The following is a 15,959-nucleotide window of genomic DNA, read 5'->3' as shown; positions in this document are numbered from 1 at the left end:
AATGAAAATTATTGTAGATGCGTTTGGTGGAGATAATGCTCCATTGGAAATCCTGAAGGGCTGCGCGGAAGCTGTGCAGGAGTTGGACATTGATATTCTGCTGACCGGCAGCGAGACGGAAATTCGCCGTGTGGCAAAGGAGAACAATATTTCTTTGAACCGGATGGAAATTGCGGATACGCCGGACGTCATCACCATGGAGGACCACGCGGGGGAAATTTTAAAGTCTAAATCCAACAGCTCCATGGCGTTGGGACTGAAAAAGCTTGCGGCTGGTGAGGGGGATGCGTTTCTTTCCGGCGGCAATTCCGGCGCGCTGGTGGTTGGAACAACCATGATTGTCAAACGCATTAAAAATATCAAACGCGTTGCGTTTGCACCAGTACTTCCCAAAAGGAAAGGGTTTTTCATGCTGATTGACTGCGGCGCCAATGTGGAATGCAAGCCGGAGATGCTGCGTCAGTTCGGTGTTATGGGTTCCATTTACATGAACAAGGTAATGGAAGTCCAGAATCCGCGTGTGGGTTTGGCAAATATCGGCACAGAGGAGCATAAGGGCGGCGAGCTGCAGCACGAAGCGTATGCGTTGCTGAAGGAATCCAAATTGAATTTTGTTGGAAACATTGAAGCGCGCGAGGTTCCGGATGATGCTGCGGAGGTTGTGGTGACCGACGGCTTTACTGGAAATATGCTGCTGAAAATGTATGAAGGTGTTTCCACCACCATGATGCGCATGATCAAGGAGATTTTCACGAAAAACGGGAAGAATAAGCTGGCGGCTTCTTTGGTGTTAAAAGATATGACGGCGATGAAGAAAACCATGGATTACAACGAATACGGCGGTGCGCCGATCATGGGCGCGGCAAAACCGGTCTTTAAAACCCATGGCAGCGCCAAAGCAAAGACGGTGAAAAATGCACTGCGTCTCACCAAAGCGTATGTAGCGGGCAATGTGGTGGATGAAATTACCGCGTCTGTGGCTGCGTATAAGGAGAATGCCGCGGATTGATTTTCAGGAGGTCTGGATATGACGGACTATAAAGAATTTGAAGAAAAACTGGGGTACCATTTCAAAAATAAACAGCTTTTATTGACCGCTTTAACACACTCTTCTTTCGCCAACGAGGCGAAGGGAAAGGAGCAAAGCAACGAGCGTTTGGAGTTTTTGGGCGATTCTGTCCTTGGCTTTGTTGTCGCGGATTATCTGTTTAAGAATAATACGGAAATGCCGGAGGGAGACCTTACCAAAAACCGCGCTGCGCTTGTATGTGAGAAGGCGTGCTGCGGATTTGCCAAGCAGATCGATTTGGGAAAATTCATGCGTCTGAGCCATGGCGAGCAGAATTCCGGCGGGCGCACACGTTCTTCCATTCTGGCAGACGCGTTTGAGGCGGTCATTGCAGCGATCTATATGGACGCAGGCATGGAAGAAGCGCGCAAGTTTATTCTGCGCTTTGTATTGCCAATGCTCAAAACACAAAGGCCAAAAGCGTTTAAGGACTATAAAACCGCGCTGCAGGAAATTGTGCAGCAAAATCCCGAGGAACATCTGGAGTATGTGCTGATCGGTGAAAGCGGCCCCGACCACGACAAGCATTTTACCGTGGAGGTCCATCTGAACAGCAATGTGATCGGCAAGGGCGGCGGGCGCAACAAGAAAGAAGCTGAACAGCAGGCGGCGCGTGAGGCGCTGGAGCTGATGGGCTATTGAAACACGCGAACGTAGCGCTGTTTGTGCCGCACAACGGCTGTCTACACCAATGCAGCTTCTGTAACCAGCGCAGCATTACGGGCCGTCAAATCCAGCCAACAGCGCGGGATGTGATCGAAGCGGTTCAGACCGCTCAAAGAAGTCTGCAGGAGATACAAAGTGCGGAAATTGCCTTTTTTGGCGGGAGCTTTACTGCGATCGAACGCGGCGATATGATCTCTCTTTTGGAAGCGGCGGCCCCGTTTGTGGGAAAAGATGGTTTTGCGGGAATTCGTATTTCCACCCGGCCGGACGCCATCGATGAAGAAATATTGTCCCTTTTAAAGCGGTATGGGGTGTCTTCCATTGAACTGGGGGCGCAGAGCATGGATGATCGTGTGCTGGACTGCAACCGGCGCGGACACACCTCGGCTCAAGTGGAAAAGGCTTCCGCGCAGATTCGTGCATACGGATTTTCTCTGGGACTGCAAATGATGACCGGTCTTTATGGCGACACGCCTGCGGGGGCGATGAATACGGCCCGCAGGCTTGCGGCCTTAAAGCCCGATACAATCCGCATTTATCCAACGATCGTTATGCGGGAAACAGAATTGGAAGCGCTTTATCAGAGCGGCGCGTATTTCCCCATGGAACTGGAGGAAGCGGTTTCGTTGTGCGCGGAATTGCTGGATTTCTTTGAAGGGGAACAGATCCGGGTTATTCGCCTTGGTTTACATAGTACGCCGGAATTGGAGCGGGACCGGTTGGCGGGGCCGTGGCACCCCGCTTTTCGGGAACTCTGCGAGAGTCATAGATTCTACAATAAAGTTTATAAGTGCTTAAAAGATGATATGGATATTGGATTTACTATAAAAATCAGAGTAAATCCAAAAGATATTTCCAAAGCATTGGGTCAAAAGAAAAAGAACCTTACCGCGTTGACGCAAATGGGGTATTCAGTACGATTTGTGCAGGATGCGCAGATTGATTTGGGACAATTTCAGGTAAACGCGCTTTGAAAATCCATATTTCCATCGGAAGGGATGTGACAGCTTGCTCTTAAAATCTTTGGAGATCCAGGGGTTTAAAACATTTCCCGATAAAACCACGTTGACGTTCAATCAGGGCATTACCGCGGTAGTTGGGCCGAACGGCAGCGGAAAAAGTAATATCAGCGACGCTGTCCGCTGGGTGCTGGGGGAGCAGTCCACCCGTACTTTGCGCTGTACCCGTATGGAGGATGTCATTTTCAACGGCACGCCCGCCAGAAAGCCGCAGGGATTTGCGGAAGTGACCCTGTGTATCGACAATGCAGACCGCCAGCTTTCCTTTGACAACGACACTGTCTCCATCACGCGGCGGTATTACCGCTCCGGAGACAGTGAATACATGATCAACAAGGCAGCGGTCCGTCTGCGCGACATCAACGAGCTGTTCATGGATACCGGGCTGGGGCGCGATGGTTATTCCATCATCGGTCAGGGCAAGATCGACAGCATTGTCGCGGCGCGCAGCGAGGACCGGCGCGAGATTTTTGAAGAGGCGGCGGGGATTTCCCGCTTTCGCTACCGCAAAGAAGAATCGGAGCGCCGCCTGAACCAGGCCGAAGAGAATCTTCTGCGCCTGCGCGATATCCTTTCAGAGCTGGAAGACCGTGTCGGGCCGCTGAAGGAGCAGGCGGAAAAAGCGGAGCAGTATTTGGAATATGCTTCAGAAAAACGCACGCTGGAAATCAGTCTTTGGCTGAATACGCTCGAGCGTTCCGGTAAAGTTTTGCGCGAGCATGACGACCGTATTATCATCGCTAAAAATCATTATAATGAAATAGAAGAACAACTGGCGGCAATTGAGCGCCGCATAGAAGAAAGCTTTATGCAGGCAAATGCCTGTACCGCCAAGGTGGACGAGGTGCGGCAGGAGGCTTCCCGCTTGGAAGAAGCCGCCATGGCGAAGGACGGAGAAATTTCCGTCTTTGAAAACGATATTCTACATAGCAGGCAGAACATTGCGCGCATTGAACGGGAAATCGCACAGTCCGATCAGTCCGGAAAGGATATGGACGCGGAAATCGCTGCCAAAAATGCGGAAATTGCGGAAAAAGACCGCTTTGTCTTGGAAAAGGAGGTGGAAAGCAACGCCTGTTCCGCGCGTTTGGAAGAGCTGCGGCGCGGCATGGGGGAAACTGTTTCCCAGATTGACGCGTATTCCCGCCAAATTAACGCGCTGTCCACGGCATCTACGGAGCAAAAGCTGGCATCGATGACGGCGGCTTCTACTATTTCAGAAATCAAGCTTCGCATGCAGACAGTGGAAGAGTCGTTGGCTGAGAAGCGGCTCCGCGCACAGGAACTGGAACAGAGCGGCGCAGATTACGCTCAAATGCTGGTGGATACACAGGACCGCATTCAGGCGTTGGGGAACACGGTGAAGGGTTATGAACTGCGCCTGAACAGCCGCCGGCAGCGTGTGGAAAATGCCAAGCAGCAGAGCGATCGACTGCATTTGGATGCCAACGAATGTGCGCGCAAGGCGCGTTTGCTGGAGGATCTGGAACGCAATCTGGAGGGATTTTCGCAGAGCGTCAAGGTTGTCATGAAAGAGGCGGGGCACGGTACGCTCGGCGGGATTCTCGGCCCGGTTTCCCGGCTGATTAAGGTCCCGCGGGAATACGCGGTGGCGATTGAAATCGCGCTGGGCGCGGCGATGCAGAATATCGTGGTGGAGACGGAGCAGGACGCAAAACGGGCAATCGGCTTCCTCAAGCAGCGCAACGGTGGTCGGGCGACCTTTTTGCCGCTTTCCAATATCCGCGGCAATGTGCTGGACGAGCCTGGGCTGGAAGATTGTCCCGGCGTGGTCGGCATCGCGGGAAAACTCTGCGATTGTGAGGATCGGTTCAACGGGATCAAAAATTCCCTGCTGGGCCGCATTGTTGTGGTGGAGGATCTTGACGCCGCGACGGCTGTCGCCAAACGGTATCGGTACAAATTCCGGATCGTGACATTGGACGGGCAGGTAGTCAATGCTGGCGGTTCCCTGACGGGCGGTTCCCTGGCGAGAAACGCCGGGCTGTTGGGCCGTGCGGCGGAAATTGAACGCATCAAAGCGCAGGCGGAACAGCTGCGGGAGAAGGCGGCCCAGGCCGAAGCGGTATGGAAGACCGCTTCGGAGGAAGCGTCCGCCGCAGAGGCGGCGCTTTCCGGTGCAAAGGGCGAGCTGGCGACCGCGCAGGAAGAGCGTATTCGGATTGAGGCGGAGCACAAACGCGCACAGGACGACATCCGGACCATTGGCAGCGATATCCGTGCATTGGAGGAGGAGCGCACCACCGCCAACATACGTTTGGCGGAACAGCAGGCATTGCAGGAAGAAGCGGAGCGCCGGATGGAAGATGCGACGCTGCAAATTTCCGTATTGCAGGGCAAGATGAACGAGATCAGCTCCAGCCGCAGTGAGCAGAACCAGATTTGCGATACCCTATCTGTGGACTTACAGGAGATGCGCTTTGCCTGCCTTTCCGCGCAGAAGGATGTGGAATCCCTGCGCAATGCAATTGCGGACATTGAACGCCGTAAAACGGACCGGGAAGGCCATCGGAAGGCATTGGAGTTGGAAAAGGCGCGGGTATGCACGTCGATCGACGTCTTGAAGACCCAAATAGACGAATTGAAACAGCAGGCCGCCGGTTTGCGGGAGCGTGCAGAACAGTCTGCAAAGAAAATTGAAGAGATCAACGCCCAGCGGATGGCATATGAAAAACAGTCCTCCGAGCTGCGGATTCAGGAACGCGAACAGTCCGGCGCAAGGGAAACCGTCGGCCATGAGCTGGCGCGCCTGGAAGAGCGCAAGGCAAATCTGCAAAAGGAATACGATGAAATTATCAGCCGTTTATGGGAAGAATACGAACTGACCCGCCGTGAAGCGGAGGAGATCGGCGTGCCGATTGAAAATGCCGGGCAGTCGCAGAAACGATTGAACGAGCTGAAGGGGAAGATCAAAGCGCTGGGAACGGTCAACGTCGCGGCAGTGGAAGAATACAAAGAAGTCAGCGAGCGCTACGCTTTTATGAAAACGCAGGTGGAGGACGTGGAAAAAAGCCGCGACGAGCTGCTGCGGCTCATCGGGGACCTGACGCGCCAGATGCGGGAGCTGTTCGTCACCCGGTTTAAACAGATCAATGAGAACTTCCTCCAGACTTTCAAAGAGCTGTTTGGAGGCGGTACGGCGAATCTGGCGTTGACCGACCCGGAGGATGTGCTCCGTTCCGGCATCGAAATATCCGTTCAGCCGCCGGGTAAGATTGTCACACATTTGGAACTGCTCTCCGGTGGAGAAAAAGCCCTGGTGGCGATCGCACTGTACTTCGCTATTATGAAGGTCAGCCCGCCGCCGTTCTGTATGCTGGACGAAATTGAGGCGGCGCTGGATGATGTCAATGTCGACCGTTTCGCAGCCTATCTGCGCAGGATGAACAAAAACACGCAGTTTATCGTCATTACCCACCGCCGCGGCAGTATGGAAGAAGCGGATGTGCTGTATGGTGTCACGATGCAGGACGAGGGTGTTTCCAAACTTTTGGAACTGCATGCGGATGAAATTGAACAGAAACTCGGCATCGGCGCCGCAAAATAGCATGGATCAAAGAATATTGAAACAGGCAGGTGTTTGTTAAGCATGGGTCTATTTTCTAAAATCAAAGAAGGCTTGAAAAAAACAAGGGAAAGCTTCAGCTCTTCGCTGGACACAATGCTGGGTTCCTATACGGAAATCGATGAGTCGCTGTTTGAACAGCTTGAAGAGCTGCTTGTCATGGCGGACACGGGTGTGCCCACTGCGGAACGTATTTGTGAAGCGGTTAAAAAGCGCTGTAAAGAGGAGCGCGTCAGCGACCCGCAGGTAATCTTTGAGATGCTGCGGACAACGGTGGCGGAGATGATCGGCGGCGAGGAAGCTTTAAAAGTTGGCACAAAGCCGTCCGTGGTATTGGTCATCGGCGTCAATGGGGTGGGGAAAACCACGACCATTGGAAAAATTGCCTATCAATTGCGCCAGGATGGCAAAAAAGTGTTGCTTGCGGCGGCGGATACGTTCCGTGCGGCGGCAATCGAACAGCTGGAGGTTTGGGCGGAGCGCAGCGGATGCGGCCTGATTAAACAGGCGGAGGGGTCCGATCCGGCGTCCGTCGTGTTTGATGCCGTGGCGGCGGCGAAGGCCAGAGGAATGGACGTTGTAATCTGTGACACGGCGGGCCGCCTGCACAACAAGAAACATTTGATGGATGAACTGGCAAAAATCAACCGTGTGATCGACCGGGAACTGCCGGACGCGGACAAGGAAGTCCTGCTGGTGTTGGACGCCACAACAGGTCAGAATGCGGTCAATCAGGCGCGGGAATTCAAGAACGCGGCGAACATTACCGGCATTGTGCTGACCAAGCTGGACGGCACGGCCCGCGGCGGCGTGGTGCTTGCCATCCGGGAAGAGTTGAATCTGCCGGTCAAATATATCGGTGTGGGGGAACAGCTGGATGATTTGCAGCCCTTTGACGCGCGGGCGTTTTCCGAGGCGCTGTTTACCAGATAAGGAGCGTGTGGTATGAAGTATGTAATGGCAACCCACAATCAACATAAGGTGCAGGAGTTGCAGCGGATTCTGGAGCCGCTGCACATCGAGGTAACCACCGCGCAGCTGGACGAGGTGGAGGAAACCGGGGCCACTTTTGCGGAAAATGCGTTTCTCAAAGCGGAAGCAGCCTGCAAACAGACCGGGATGCCGTCGGTGGCGGATGATTCCGGCATTGTGGTTGACGCCTTGGACGGTGCACCGGGCGTTTACTCTGCGCGATACGCGGGAGAGGATGCGACAGATGCGGACCGCAACCGGAAACTGTTGAACGAACTGAAGGATGTCCCAGCGGAGCAACGGACCGCGCGTTTTGTCAGTGCAATCTGCGTCGTGTATCCGGATGGAACGCGCATCGACGTGGAGGGCGTCTGTGAGGGAAGTGTCGCGTTTGCACCGCGCGGAACCGACGGCTTCGGCTACGACCCGATTTTTCTGGTGGGAGAAAAGACCTATGCGGAGCTGACCCCGGCCGAGAAGGACGCGGTCAGCCACAGGGGAAAGGCGCTGAGGAAACTTGCGGAATGTTTGGAGAGACAGCATGGCGGATGAAAGGCATGTGCGTCTGGCAGGGCCGGAGCATCTGGATGCGGTTGCACAGCTGTATGATGCGCTGACGGACTATTTGGAATCGCACGTCAACTATCCCGGTTGGGGAAAAGACATCTATCCGACGTGGGAGACAGCGGAGGAGGGGCTTCAATCCGGCGCGCTGTATGTGTGCCTGGAGGAAGGCGCTGTAGCGGGAACCTGCATTCTGGACGGCATCCAGCCGGAGCGGTATGCGGATGTCTCCTGGCAAGCGGGAAACCGGCCGGATGAAATCCTGGTGGTGCATACGCTTGCGGTGCATCCCGCATATTTTCGCCGGGGAATTTCTGAAACACTCCTGCAATTTACCGATCAATATGCGCGGCAGAACGGAAAAACCAGCATTCGACTGGATGTGCTTCCGAGCAATACGCCTGGCGTGTCGCTCTATCGGAAAAACGGCTATCAATTGGCCGGGGAGCTCTGCTTGCAGCGTGGGCCGTGGGATCAGGCGCCGTTCTATTGTTTTGAAAAGATTATCAGATAAAAAGGAGAAATATCATGCTGACCAGTAAACAACGCGCTTATCTCCGCTCTCTTGCGGTGGATATCGATACCATCGTGATGGTGGGGAAATCCGGTCTGGGTCCGGAGCTGACCAAGCAGGCCGACGACGCGCTGACTGCGCGCGAACTGATCAAGGGCAAGGTGCTGGAAACCGCACCGGTCTCTTCCCGTGAGGCGGCGGACCAGATCGCAGAAGAGGTTAAGGCCGATGTTGTGCAGGTGATCGGCTCCAAATTTGTACTTTATCGAAGAAATGAGAAGGAACCGAAAATAATTCTTCCCAAATCAGGGAAAAAGTAATAGAATAAAGAGGAATCGAGCGCCATGAAACGGATCGCAATTTTGGGAGGGACGTTTAATCCCATCCACAACGGTCATCTGCATCTTGCACGCCAGTTCGCATCTCTTTTGGAAGCGGAACAGGTATTGTTTATTCCGACCTCTGTTCCGCCGCATAAGGCGGCGCCGGATTTGGCGGAAGCGGAGGACCGGGTGGCCATGTGCCGCCTGGCCTGTGAGGGAACCCCTTATGAGGTCAGCGACTTGGAGATTTGCCGGGGCGGGCCGAGCTACACGTCTGAGACGCTCGCCGCGTTAAAACGCAGATATCCCGGCTATGAGCTCTGTTTTATTGTGGGTGAAGACATGTTCCTGACGCTGGACCGTTGGCGCGAGCCGGAGCGCATTTACGCGCTGGCGACCATTTGCGCCGCGCCGCGCAGTGCATACGGCCTTGCCAGACTGGAACAATATGCAAAAAAGATTGCGGCCAGCGGTGCGAAAACGATTCTGGCAAATATCGCCTTCCTCCCTGTTTCATCCACAATGGTCCGGGAGGCGGTGCGGGATGGAAAAGACATCCGGGGGCTGGTGCCCGCCGGAGTTGCAACGTATATTGAGAAAAAGGGCTTATATCGTGCGGTTCGATGCAATACTGAACAGTAAAGGAAGCGGTAAAATGAGCCATAAGGATTACAAGGCGATTATAAAACCTTTCTTGAGCGAGAAACGTTATCAGCACTCCCTGGCGGTGGCGGACGAGGCAGCGCGTCTGGCGAAGAAATACGGCGCAAATGAAAAAAAAGCCTATACGGCCGGAATCCTGCATGATATCATGAAGGATATGCCGCCCAAAGAACAGATGAAACTGATGACGAAATACGATATTATCCTGACGGAGGTAGAGCGCAGCGGACAGAAGCTCTGGCATGCCATGCTCGGCGCCGCTTACGTGGAAAATGAGCTCCGTATTGAGGATCAGGAGGTTTTAAACGCGATACGGTACCACACCACCGGCCGCGCGCATATGTCGCTGCTGGAAAAGGTACTGTTTGTGGCTGATTTTACCTCTTCCGACCGGGACTATCCCGGCGTGGAGGATATGCGCCGCGCGGCGGAACAGGGCCTGCTGGAGGCTTTGCTGCACGGCATGACCTACACCATCCAGGACCTGACGGACCGCCGTCTGGCGATTCATCCGGATTCCATCGCCGCCTACAATGAAGCGGTGCTGGAATATCAATCCATCATGTAAACGGGCAAAGGCCTATTTAAAGAAGGGGAGAAGAAAATGACACCATTGGAACTGGCGCAAAAGGCCATTCAGATACTGGACAAGAAAAAGGGACAGGATTTGAAACTGATTGGCATTCATGATATTTCCGTTCTGGCGGATTATTTTGTACTGGCGACCGGTACAAGCAGCACACATGTAAAGTCTCTGGCGGACGAGGTGGAATTCCAGCTCAAGGAGCAGTGCGGCGTTGCAGCGGAGCACACGGAGGGATACCGTTCAAATTCCTGGATTCTGCTGGATTACGGCAACGTGATCGTCCATGTGTTTACCGGCGAATCCCGTGAATTCTATGACCTGGACCGCCTGTGGCAGGATGGCGAAAACGTGGATATCACAGAAATACTGAAGGCAAACGAGTAATCAATATAAGATACAATATGGGAGCGAATCAGAACATGAACAAATATGACCACAGACCGATTGAGAAAAAGTGGCAGGACAAATGGGAAGAGGCGGGCGTATTCCATGCCTCCAACGCGGACTTTCAAAAGCCAAAGTATTTTGCATTGGTAGAATTCCCGTATCCGTCCGGGCAGGGGCTGCATGTCGGCCATCCGCGCTCCTATACGGCGCTGGATATCGTTGCGCGCAAACGCCGCCTGCAGGGGTACAACGTGCTGTATCCCATCGGCTGGGATGCGTTTGGCCTGCCGACGGAAAACTATGCGATCAAGAATCACGTGCATCCGGCGATCGTTACGGAGAAGAACATTGCGCGCTTTAAGCAGCAGCTGCAATCGCTCGGTATTTCCTTTGACTGGTCCAGGGAAATCAATACGACGGACCCGGCGTACTACAAATGGACGCAGTGGATTTTCCTGCAGCTTTTCAAACATGGCCTGGCCTATAAAAAGGAGATGTCCGTCAACTGGTGCACCTCCTGCAAATGCGTGCTGGCGAACGAAGAGGTGGTCGACGGCGTTTGTGAACGCTGCGGCAGCGAGGTGGTCCACAAGGTTAAATCCCAGTGGATGCTCAAAATCACCGAATATGCGCAGCGCCTGATCGACGATCTGGACCTGGTGAATTATCCGGACCGCGTCAAAGCGCAGCAGCGCAACTGGATCGGCCGTTCGACCGGCGCGGAAGTCGATTTTGAGACGACTGCCGGGGATAAAATGAAGATCTATACCACCCGTCCGGATACGCTCTACGGTGCGACATACATGGTTATTTCTCCGGAGCATCCTCTGATTGAGAAGTGGGCGGACCAGCTCAAGAATATGGAGGAAATCCGTACTTATCAGGCGGAAGCCGCCAAGAAGTCCGACTTTGAGCGCACCGAAGTGGCAAAAGACAAGACCGGCGTCCGTCTGGACGGCGTCATGGCCATCAACCCCGTCAACGGCAGGGAGATTCCCATTTTTATATCTGACTATGTCCTGGTATCCTACGGGACCGGTGCGATCATGGCAGTCCCGGCGCACGATACGCGCGACTGGGCGTTTGCAAAGAAATTTAACCTGCCCATCATTGAAGTCGTCAAGGGCGGCGATGTGGAGCAGGAAGCTTTTACCGACTGCGAAACCGGCGTTATGGTCAACTCCGGCATTCTGGACGGCCTGAGCGTGGAAGACGCAAAGGTAAAGATTACGGAGTACCTGAAGGAAAAGGGCATCGGAGAGCCGAAGGTCAACTTCAAACTGCGCGACTGGGTCTTCTCCCGCCAGCGGTATTGGGGCGAGCCGATCCCGATTGTACACTGTGAGAAGTGCGGCTTTGTCGCGCTCCCGGAGAGCGAGCTGCCGCTCCGCCTGCCGGAGGTGGAGTCGTATGAGCCGACGGACAACGGCGAATCCCCGTTGGCGCACATGACGGACTGGGTCAATGTAAAGTGCCCGCACTGCGGCGGCCCGGCCAAGCGCGAGACGGATACCATGCCGCAGTGGGCGGGTTCTTCCTGGTACTTCCTGCGCTATATGGACCCGCACAATCCCGACGCACTGGCGAGCAAAGAGGCGCTGGACTACTGGACACCTGTTGACTGGTACAACGGCGGCATGGAGCACACCACGCTGCATCTGCTGTACAGCCGTTTTTGGCATAAGTTCCTTTACGACATCGGCGTGGTTCCCACCGCGGAGCCGTATGCCAAGCGCACCAGCCACGGTATGATTCTCGGCGAAAACGGCGAGAAGATGAGCAAGAGCCGCGGCAACGTCGTCAACCCGGATGACATTGTCAACGAGTACGGCGCGGATACCATGCGCATGTATGAGATGTTCATTGGCGACTTTGAAAAGGCCGCGCCGTGGAGCACCTCCAGCATTAAGGGCTGCCGCCGTTTCATCGAGCGGTATTGGAACTTGCAGGAGAACCTGATTGCTGGGGACGGGATTCGCCCGCATATGGAGTCCCTGTTCCATAAAACGATTAAAAAGGTCGGCGAGGATATTGAGAACCTCAAGTTCAATACGGCGATTGCGGCAATGATGTCCCTGCTGAACGAGCTGGCGACAGACGGCTCCATCACCCGGGAAGAGCTGAAAACCTTTACCATTCTGATCAATCCGTTTGCCCCGCATGTGACCGAAGAGGTCTGGAGTGAACAGGGCTTTGGCGGTATGGTCTGCCAGCAGGCATGGCCTTCTTACGATGAAGCAAAGTGCAAGGATGAAACCGTGGAGATTGCGGTACAGGTCAACGGTAAAGTGCGCACCCGTCTGGAGATTGCCGCAGATCTCTCCAAAGATGAGGTTCTGGCCGCCGCAAAGGCAGACGCCAAGATTGCCTCAGAGATCGACGGCAAAAAGCTGATCAAGGAAATATATGTACCGGGAAAACTGGTTAACATTGTTGCAAAATAATTCAGGGACAGAAGCCGCTGCACAAAGAGTGTGCAGCGGCTCTATTTATATAGGCCTTCATGCAAATAAGGCGAATGTGAGGTGGGCTCATTGCAAAATAAAAAACTGCTGCTTAAAAAGTATCTGTTTCCCACGGCTTTATGGTTGCTTTTTGAAGCAATTGCTGTAACACTGTGGTTGATGCTTGATAATATTTTTTATTTATTCAACTTTTCTTACATAGGAATATGCCTTGCACTTGGAATTGCTTTTTATATTAGAAAATTAAAATATGCCCGTACGATTGTCCAGTTTGCCGTGGGCCTATATATGCTTGTGTATCTTGGAATTATATCCCGCGAGAACATGCAGATTGAAGGTTTTTGGTATTATTTGTTTTTAGGTGTGTTTGAGGCAGCAGTCATTCATTACGTGGTTGCAAAAATTGCGGGCCCGCTTCTTTTTGGCCGTGGGTGGTGCGGATATGCCTGTTGGACAGCTATGCTTCTTGATCTGCTGCCCTATAAAGTACCAAGGCATCCAAGAAAAAAGATTGGTTTTATCCGGTACGCCGTGTTTGCTTGCTCGTTCTTATTTATTGGTGCGCTTTTTGTACTCCAGCTGCCCAACATTGAAAAGATTATGTTCTGGAGTTTTATCATTGGAAATGTTTTATATTACGCCTTAGGGATAGGATTGGCTTTTGCGCTTCAGGACAACCGTGCTTTTTGCAAATATATCTGTCCTATCACTGTATTTTTAAAACCAGCAAGCTATTATACTTTATTGCGCGTCAAAAACGATATGGATAAATGTATTTCCTGCGGAAAATGCAAAAAGGTTTGTCCTATGGATGTTGATGTTGTCAATAATTCTCGTAAACGTATAAACGGAACAGAGTGCATATTATGTTTTAAATGTATAGACGAGTGTCCGAGCAAATCGCTGCATCTATAACAGAATGATCTTGCCGTATGAAACCAGATTATATTATTTATTTTATCCTTTTATCAGAAAATCCCTTCCGCCTGCCATTTGCTTTGGCCAGCGGAAGGGATTTTTTAGTGAAACAGATTTGGAAAAGAAATTTGCCCGGTAATAAATGCGATTGCGATCAACTGGACAAAGAAAATCACCGGAATCCCAATCATAAATTTCTTATGCCTGGTCTTATGGTGAATGATCTGCATGGTGAAGTACATGGCGACGGAACCGCCGAGCGCGGCAACCCAAAGCAGGGTGGCTTCGGGGATGCGCCAGCGGTGTTTCTGCGCGGCGTCTTTGTCGTGCACCGTCAGGATAATCGCGACCAGACTGATAAAAACAAAATACAGAATCCAGTATTGCATCATTGACCTCCTAAGTAAGCGCCGCATTGCGGGCAATAGCGGCTGTTTGCTTCAACCGGTGCGCCGCACCGTGGGCAATGGCTGTGATGAGTCTGCCGCACCAAGTGCATACAAGCGGGATCGGCCCGCGCGTCCGCGTCTTTTTCCAACCGCTTTCCTTCGTCTTTGGTGAGTGTGTAGATTGCGCCGCACTGCGGGCAGGTAAGAAAATACTGCTTGTTAAAACGAAAGAGGGGAATGAAAAAGAACGTGAATTGTTGAAAGGTATAAGACAGGTAGACGTTTACAGGTCCACAGCAGGGCATGGTACAACGCCGCTGGCCTAAATCGCTGCCGCCGGCAACAATACTGATCAGAAAAAACAAGGTTTACACCTCCAGTAAAGCCGATGATCGGGATTCTTTAGCCATCCTACACGATTTGCGCCAATCTGTCAAATGGGTTGCGTTACAATGGAACCAATTGGACAAAGCGACAGGAACGGCGGGAAGCCGCTGAGAGAAAGGATGAAGAATCAATATGGTGATTAAGCTATTCCATCGCCACAGCCTGCTGGCGTGCGTTTGCCTGCTTGTCATTGCGGTTGCATTGTGCATGGCGGTCAATTTCAGCGGCGGCACGCAGCCGGCGCAAACCTCTATACCAGAAACGATATCCTCCGAGGGGCCTTCCCAGGCAGAGGAACCGCCTGCGTCGTCTTCTGTTCAGCAGGAGTCTCCTGTGGTGACAGCGCCGGCGGCCACGGAAGAAATGCGCGCCGTTTGGGTTCCTTACATGAGCCTTGATATGAGCAAGGAGGAAGACCGGAGCGAAGCGGCGTTCCAAAAGAAATTTGACGCCATCATTGCCGGTTCCAAAGCGGTCGGTATGAATGCGCTGATTGTCCATGTCCGTCCGTTTGGCGACGCGCTGTATCCGTCGGAGCTCTATCCATGGTCCCATATTGTGGGCGGAACGCAGGGGGTGAATCCCGGCTACGACCCGCTGGCTTACATGGTAAAAGCGACGCACGACGCCGGGATGGAATTCCATGCGTGGATCAATCCCATGCGCGTGCAGCTGGGGGATACGCCTTCCATCCTGGCGCAGACGAACGCGTACAACCTCTGGAAAGAGGACGCCGCTAAAGCAGGGTGGATCGTTCAGACCGACACGGGAAAATACTTTAACCCGGCATACAAGGAAGTCCGCAAGCTGGTTGCCGATGGGGCAAAGGAGATTGCGGAAAATTATGACGTGGACGGCATCCAGTTCGACGACTATTTTTATCCCACGGAGGATGCCTCCTTTGACCAGGCGGCTTACAGCGAATATACACAGTCCGCGGCCAGGAATGGCACGCCGCTCAATTTGCAGGAGTGGCGCCGCGCAAACGTCAATGCGCTGGTGCAGCTCACCTACAGCGAAATTAAGAGCGTGAAGCCGGAGGTTCAATTTGGTATTTCTCCGCAGGCCAACGTTGAAAACGACCTGAAAATCGGCGCGGACGTCAACGCGTGGTGTTCTGTGCGCGGCTATGTGGATTATATTTGCCCGCAGTTGTACGTCAATTTTGAAAATCCCACCTTGCCGTTTAATGTGGCGGCGGATCAGTGGAAACAGATGGTCAAAGACGACAACATCAAGCTGTATTTCGGTTTGGCTGCATATAAAGCAGGTTCCGACGCGGACGACGGAACCTGGAAAAAATCCAACAACATTCTGGCACAGCAGGTCTCTTTGGGAAGACAAACCGACTGTGACGGATTCATGTTTTACAGTTGGGAATATTTAAATGCAGATCAAACAAAAGAAGAAATCCAGAATGTGATCAAACAATTGAATGGTTAAATTCTGCT

At 53.0% G+C, this 15,959-nt stretch carries 16 protein-coding genes; 14 read left to right on the top strand and 2 right to left on the bottom strand.

Going from position 1 to position 15,959, the window contains the following annotated elements; translation table 11 throughout:
• The first annotated feature begins 1 nt into the window (after nt 1).
• From plsX to BN2106_RS09920, 13 genes are all read left to right on the top strand, one after another.
• Nucleotides 2-1,009, top strand: a complete 1,008-nt coding sequence (gene plsX / locus BN2106_RS09980) for a phosphate acyltransferase PlsX (RefSeq protein ID WP_050698386.1) — start codon at nt 2-4, stop codon at nt 1,007-1,009.
• An 18-nt stretch (nt 1,010-1,027) separates the two neighbouring features.
• Nucleotides 1,028-1,711, top strand: coding sequence for a ribonuclease III (rnc, locus tag BN2106_RS09975; RefSeq protein ID WP_050698385.1), 684 nt, complete (start codon nt 1,028-1,030; stop codon nt 1,709-1,711).
• A complete protein-coding gene (locus BN2106_RS09970) occupies nt 1,708-2,709 on the top strand; it encodes an elongator complex protein 3 (protein ID WP_050698384.1) in 1,002 nt (333 codons plus the stop codon). The genes rnc and BN2106_RS09970 overlap by 4 nt, the downstream gene beginning before the upstream one ends.
• Before the next feature lie 34 nt (nt 2,710-2,743).
• Nucleotides 2,744-6,322, top strand: coding sequence for a chromosome segregation protein SMC (gene smc, locus BN2106_RS09965; protein ID WP_050698383.1), 3,579 nt, complete (start codon nt 2,744-2,746; stop codon nt 6,320-6,322).
• A 42-nt stretch (nt 6,323-6,364) separates the two neighbouring features.
• Nucleotides 6,365-7,273, top strand: a complete 909-nt coding sequence (gene ftsY, locus BN2106_RS09960; protein WP_050698382.1) for a signal recognition particle-docking protein FtsY — start codon at nt 6,365-6,367, stop codon at nt 7,271-7,273.
• A gap of 12 nt (nt 7,274-7,285) precedes the next feature.
• Nucleotides 7,286-7,864 carry an XTP/dITP diphosphatase gene (locus BN2106_RS09955; protein ID WP_050698381.1) on the top strand — a complete coding sequence of 193 codons (579 nt, stop codon included), beginning with the start codon at nt 7,286-7,288 and terminating at the stop codon, nt 7,862-7,864.
• Complete coding sequence (locus BN2106_RS09950) at nt 7,854-8,390, top strand: GNAT family N-acetyltransferase (protein ID WP_050698380.1); 537 nt, start codon at nt 7,854-7,856, stop codon at nt 8,388-8,390. Before BN2106_RS09955 ends, BN2106_RS09950 begins: the two co-directional genes overlap by 11 nt.
• A gap of 14 nt (nt 8,391-8,404) precedes the next feature.
• The gene (locus tag BN2106_RS09945) at nt 8,405-8,710 is read left to right on the top strand and encodes a YhbY family RNA-binding protein (protein ID WP_050698379.1); all 306 of its coding nucleotides are present in this window, start codon (nt 8,405-8,407) and stop codon (nt 8,708-8,710) included.
• A gap of 24 nt (nt 8,711-8,734) precedes the next feature.
• Nucleotides 8,735-9,355, top strand: coding sequence for a nicotinate-nucleotide adenylyltransferase (gene nadD / locus BN2106_RS09940; protein WP_050698378.1), 621 nt, complete (start codon nt 8,735-8,737; stop codon nt 9,353-9,355).
• A 13-nt stretch (nt 9,356-9,368) separates the two neighbouring features.
• A complete protein-coding gene (gene yqeK / locus BN2106_RS09935) occupies nt 9,369-9,944 on the top strand; it encodes a bis(5'-nucleosyl)-tetraphosphatase (symmetrical) YqeK (protein WP_050698377.1) in 576 nt (191 codons plus the stop codon).
• Between the two features lie 36 nt (nt 9,945-9,980).
• A complete protein-coding gene (gene rsfS / locus BN2106_RS09930; RefSeq protein WP_050698376.1) occupies nt 9,981-10,346 on the top strand; it encodes a ribosome silencing factor in 366 nt (121 codons plus the stop codon).
• A 35-nt stretch (nt 10,347-10,381) separates the two neighbouring features.
• Nucleotides 10,382-12,793: a leucine--tRNA ligase gene (gene leuS / locus BN2106_RS09925; RefSeq protein WP_050698375.1), complete on the top strand. Its 2,412-nt coding sequence runs from the start codon at nt 10,382-10,384 to the stop codon at nt 12,791-12,793.
• A 90-nt stretch (nt 12,794-12,883) separates the two neighbouring features.
• Nucleotides 12,884-13,729: a 4Fe-4S binding protein gene (locus BN2106_RS09920; protein ID WP_242846295.1), complete on the top strand. Its 846-nt coding sequence runs from the start codon at nt 12,884-12,886 to the stop codon at nt 13,727-13,729.
• A 104-nt stretch (nt 13,730-13,833) separates the two neighbouring features.
• Here BN2106_RS09920 and BN2106_RS09915 read toward each other — a convergent pair whose 3' ends face one another.
• The gene (locus tag BN2106_RS09915) at nt 13,834-14,121 is read right to left on the bottom strand and encodes a DUF1294 domain-containing protein (protein ID WP_050698374.1); all 288 of its coding nucleotides are present in this window, start codon (nt 14,119-14,121) and stop codon (nt 13,834-13,836) included.
• Nucleotides 14,121-14,486 (bottom strand): zinc-ribbon domain-containing protein, encoded by a 366-nt coding sequence (locus tag BN2106_RS09910; RefSeq protein WP_050698373.1) that lies wholly within the window; start codon nt 14,484-14,486, stop codon nt 14,121-14,123. Before BN2106_RS09910 ends, BN2106_RS09915 begins: the two co-directional genes overlap by 1 nt.
• A gap of 154 nt (nt 14,487-14,640) precedes the next feature.
• On the opposite strand from BN2106_RS09910, the gene BN2106_RS09905 reads away from it, so the two are divergent.
• Nucleotides 14,641-15,951: a glycoside hydrolase family 10-like protein gene (locus BN2106_RS09905; RefSeq protein WP_050698372.1), complete on the top strand. Its 1,311-nt coding sequence runs from the start codon at nt 14,641-14,643 to the stop codon at nt 15,949-15,951.
• Nucleotides 15,952-15,959 lie beyond the last annotated feature (8 nt).

The organism is Anaeromassilibacillus senegalensis, assembly GCF_001261775.1.
GTDB classification, from domain to species: domain Bacteria; phylum Bacillota; class Clostridia; order Oscillospirales; family Acutalibacteraceae; genus Anaeromassilibacillus; species Anaeromassilibacillus senegalensis.
Note: the sequence above shows the minus strand (reverse complement) of the source record. Positions and strands in the feature narration are given on the sequence as shown.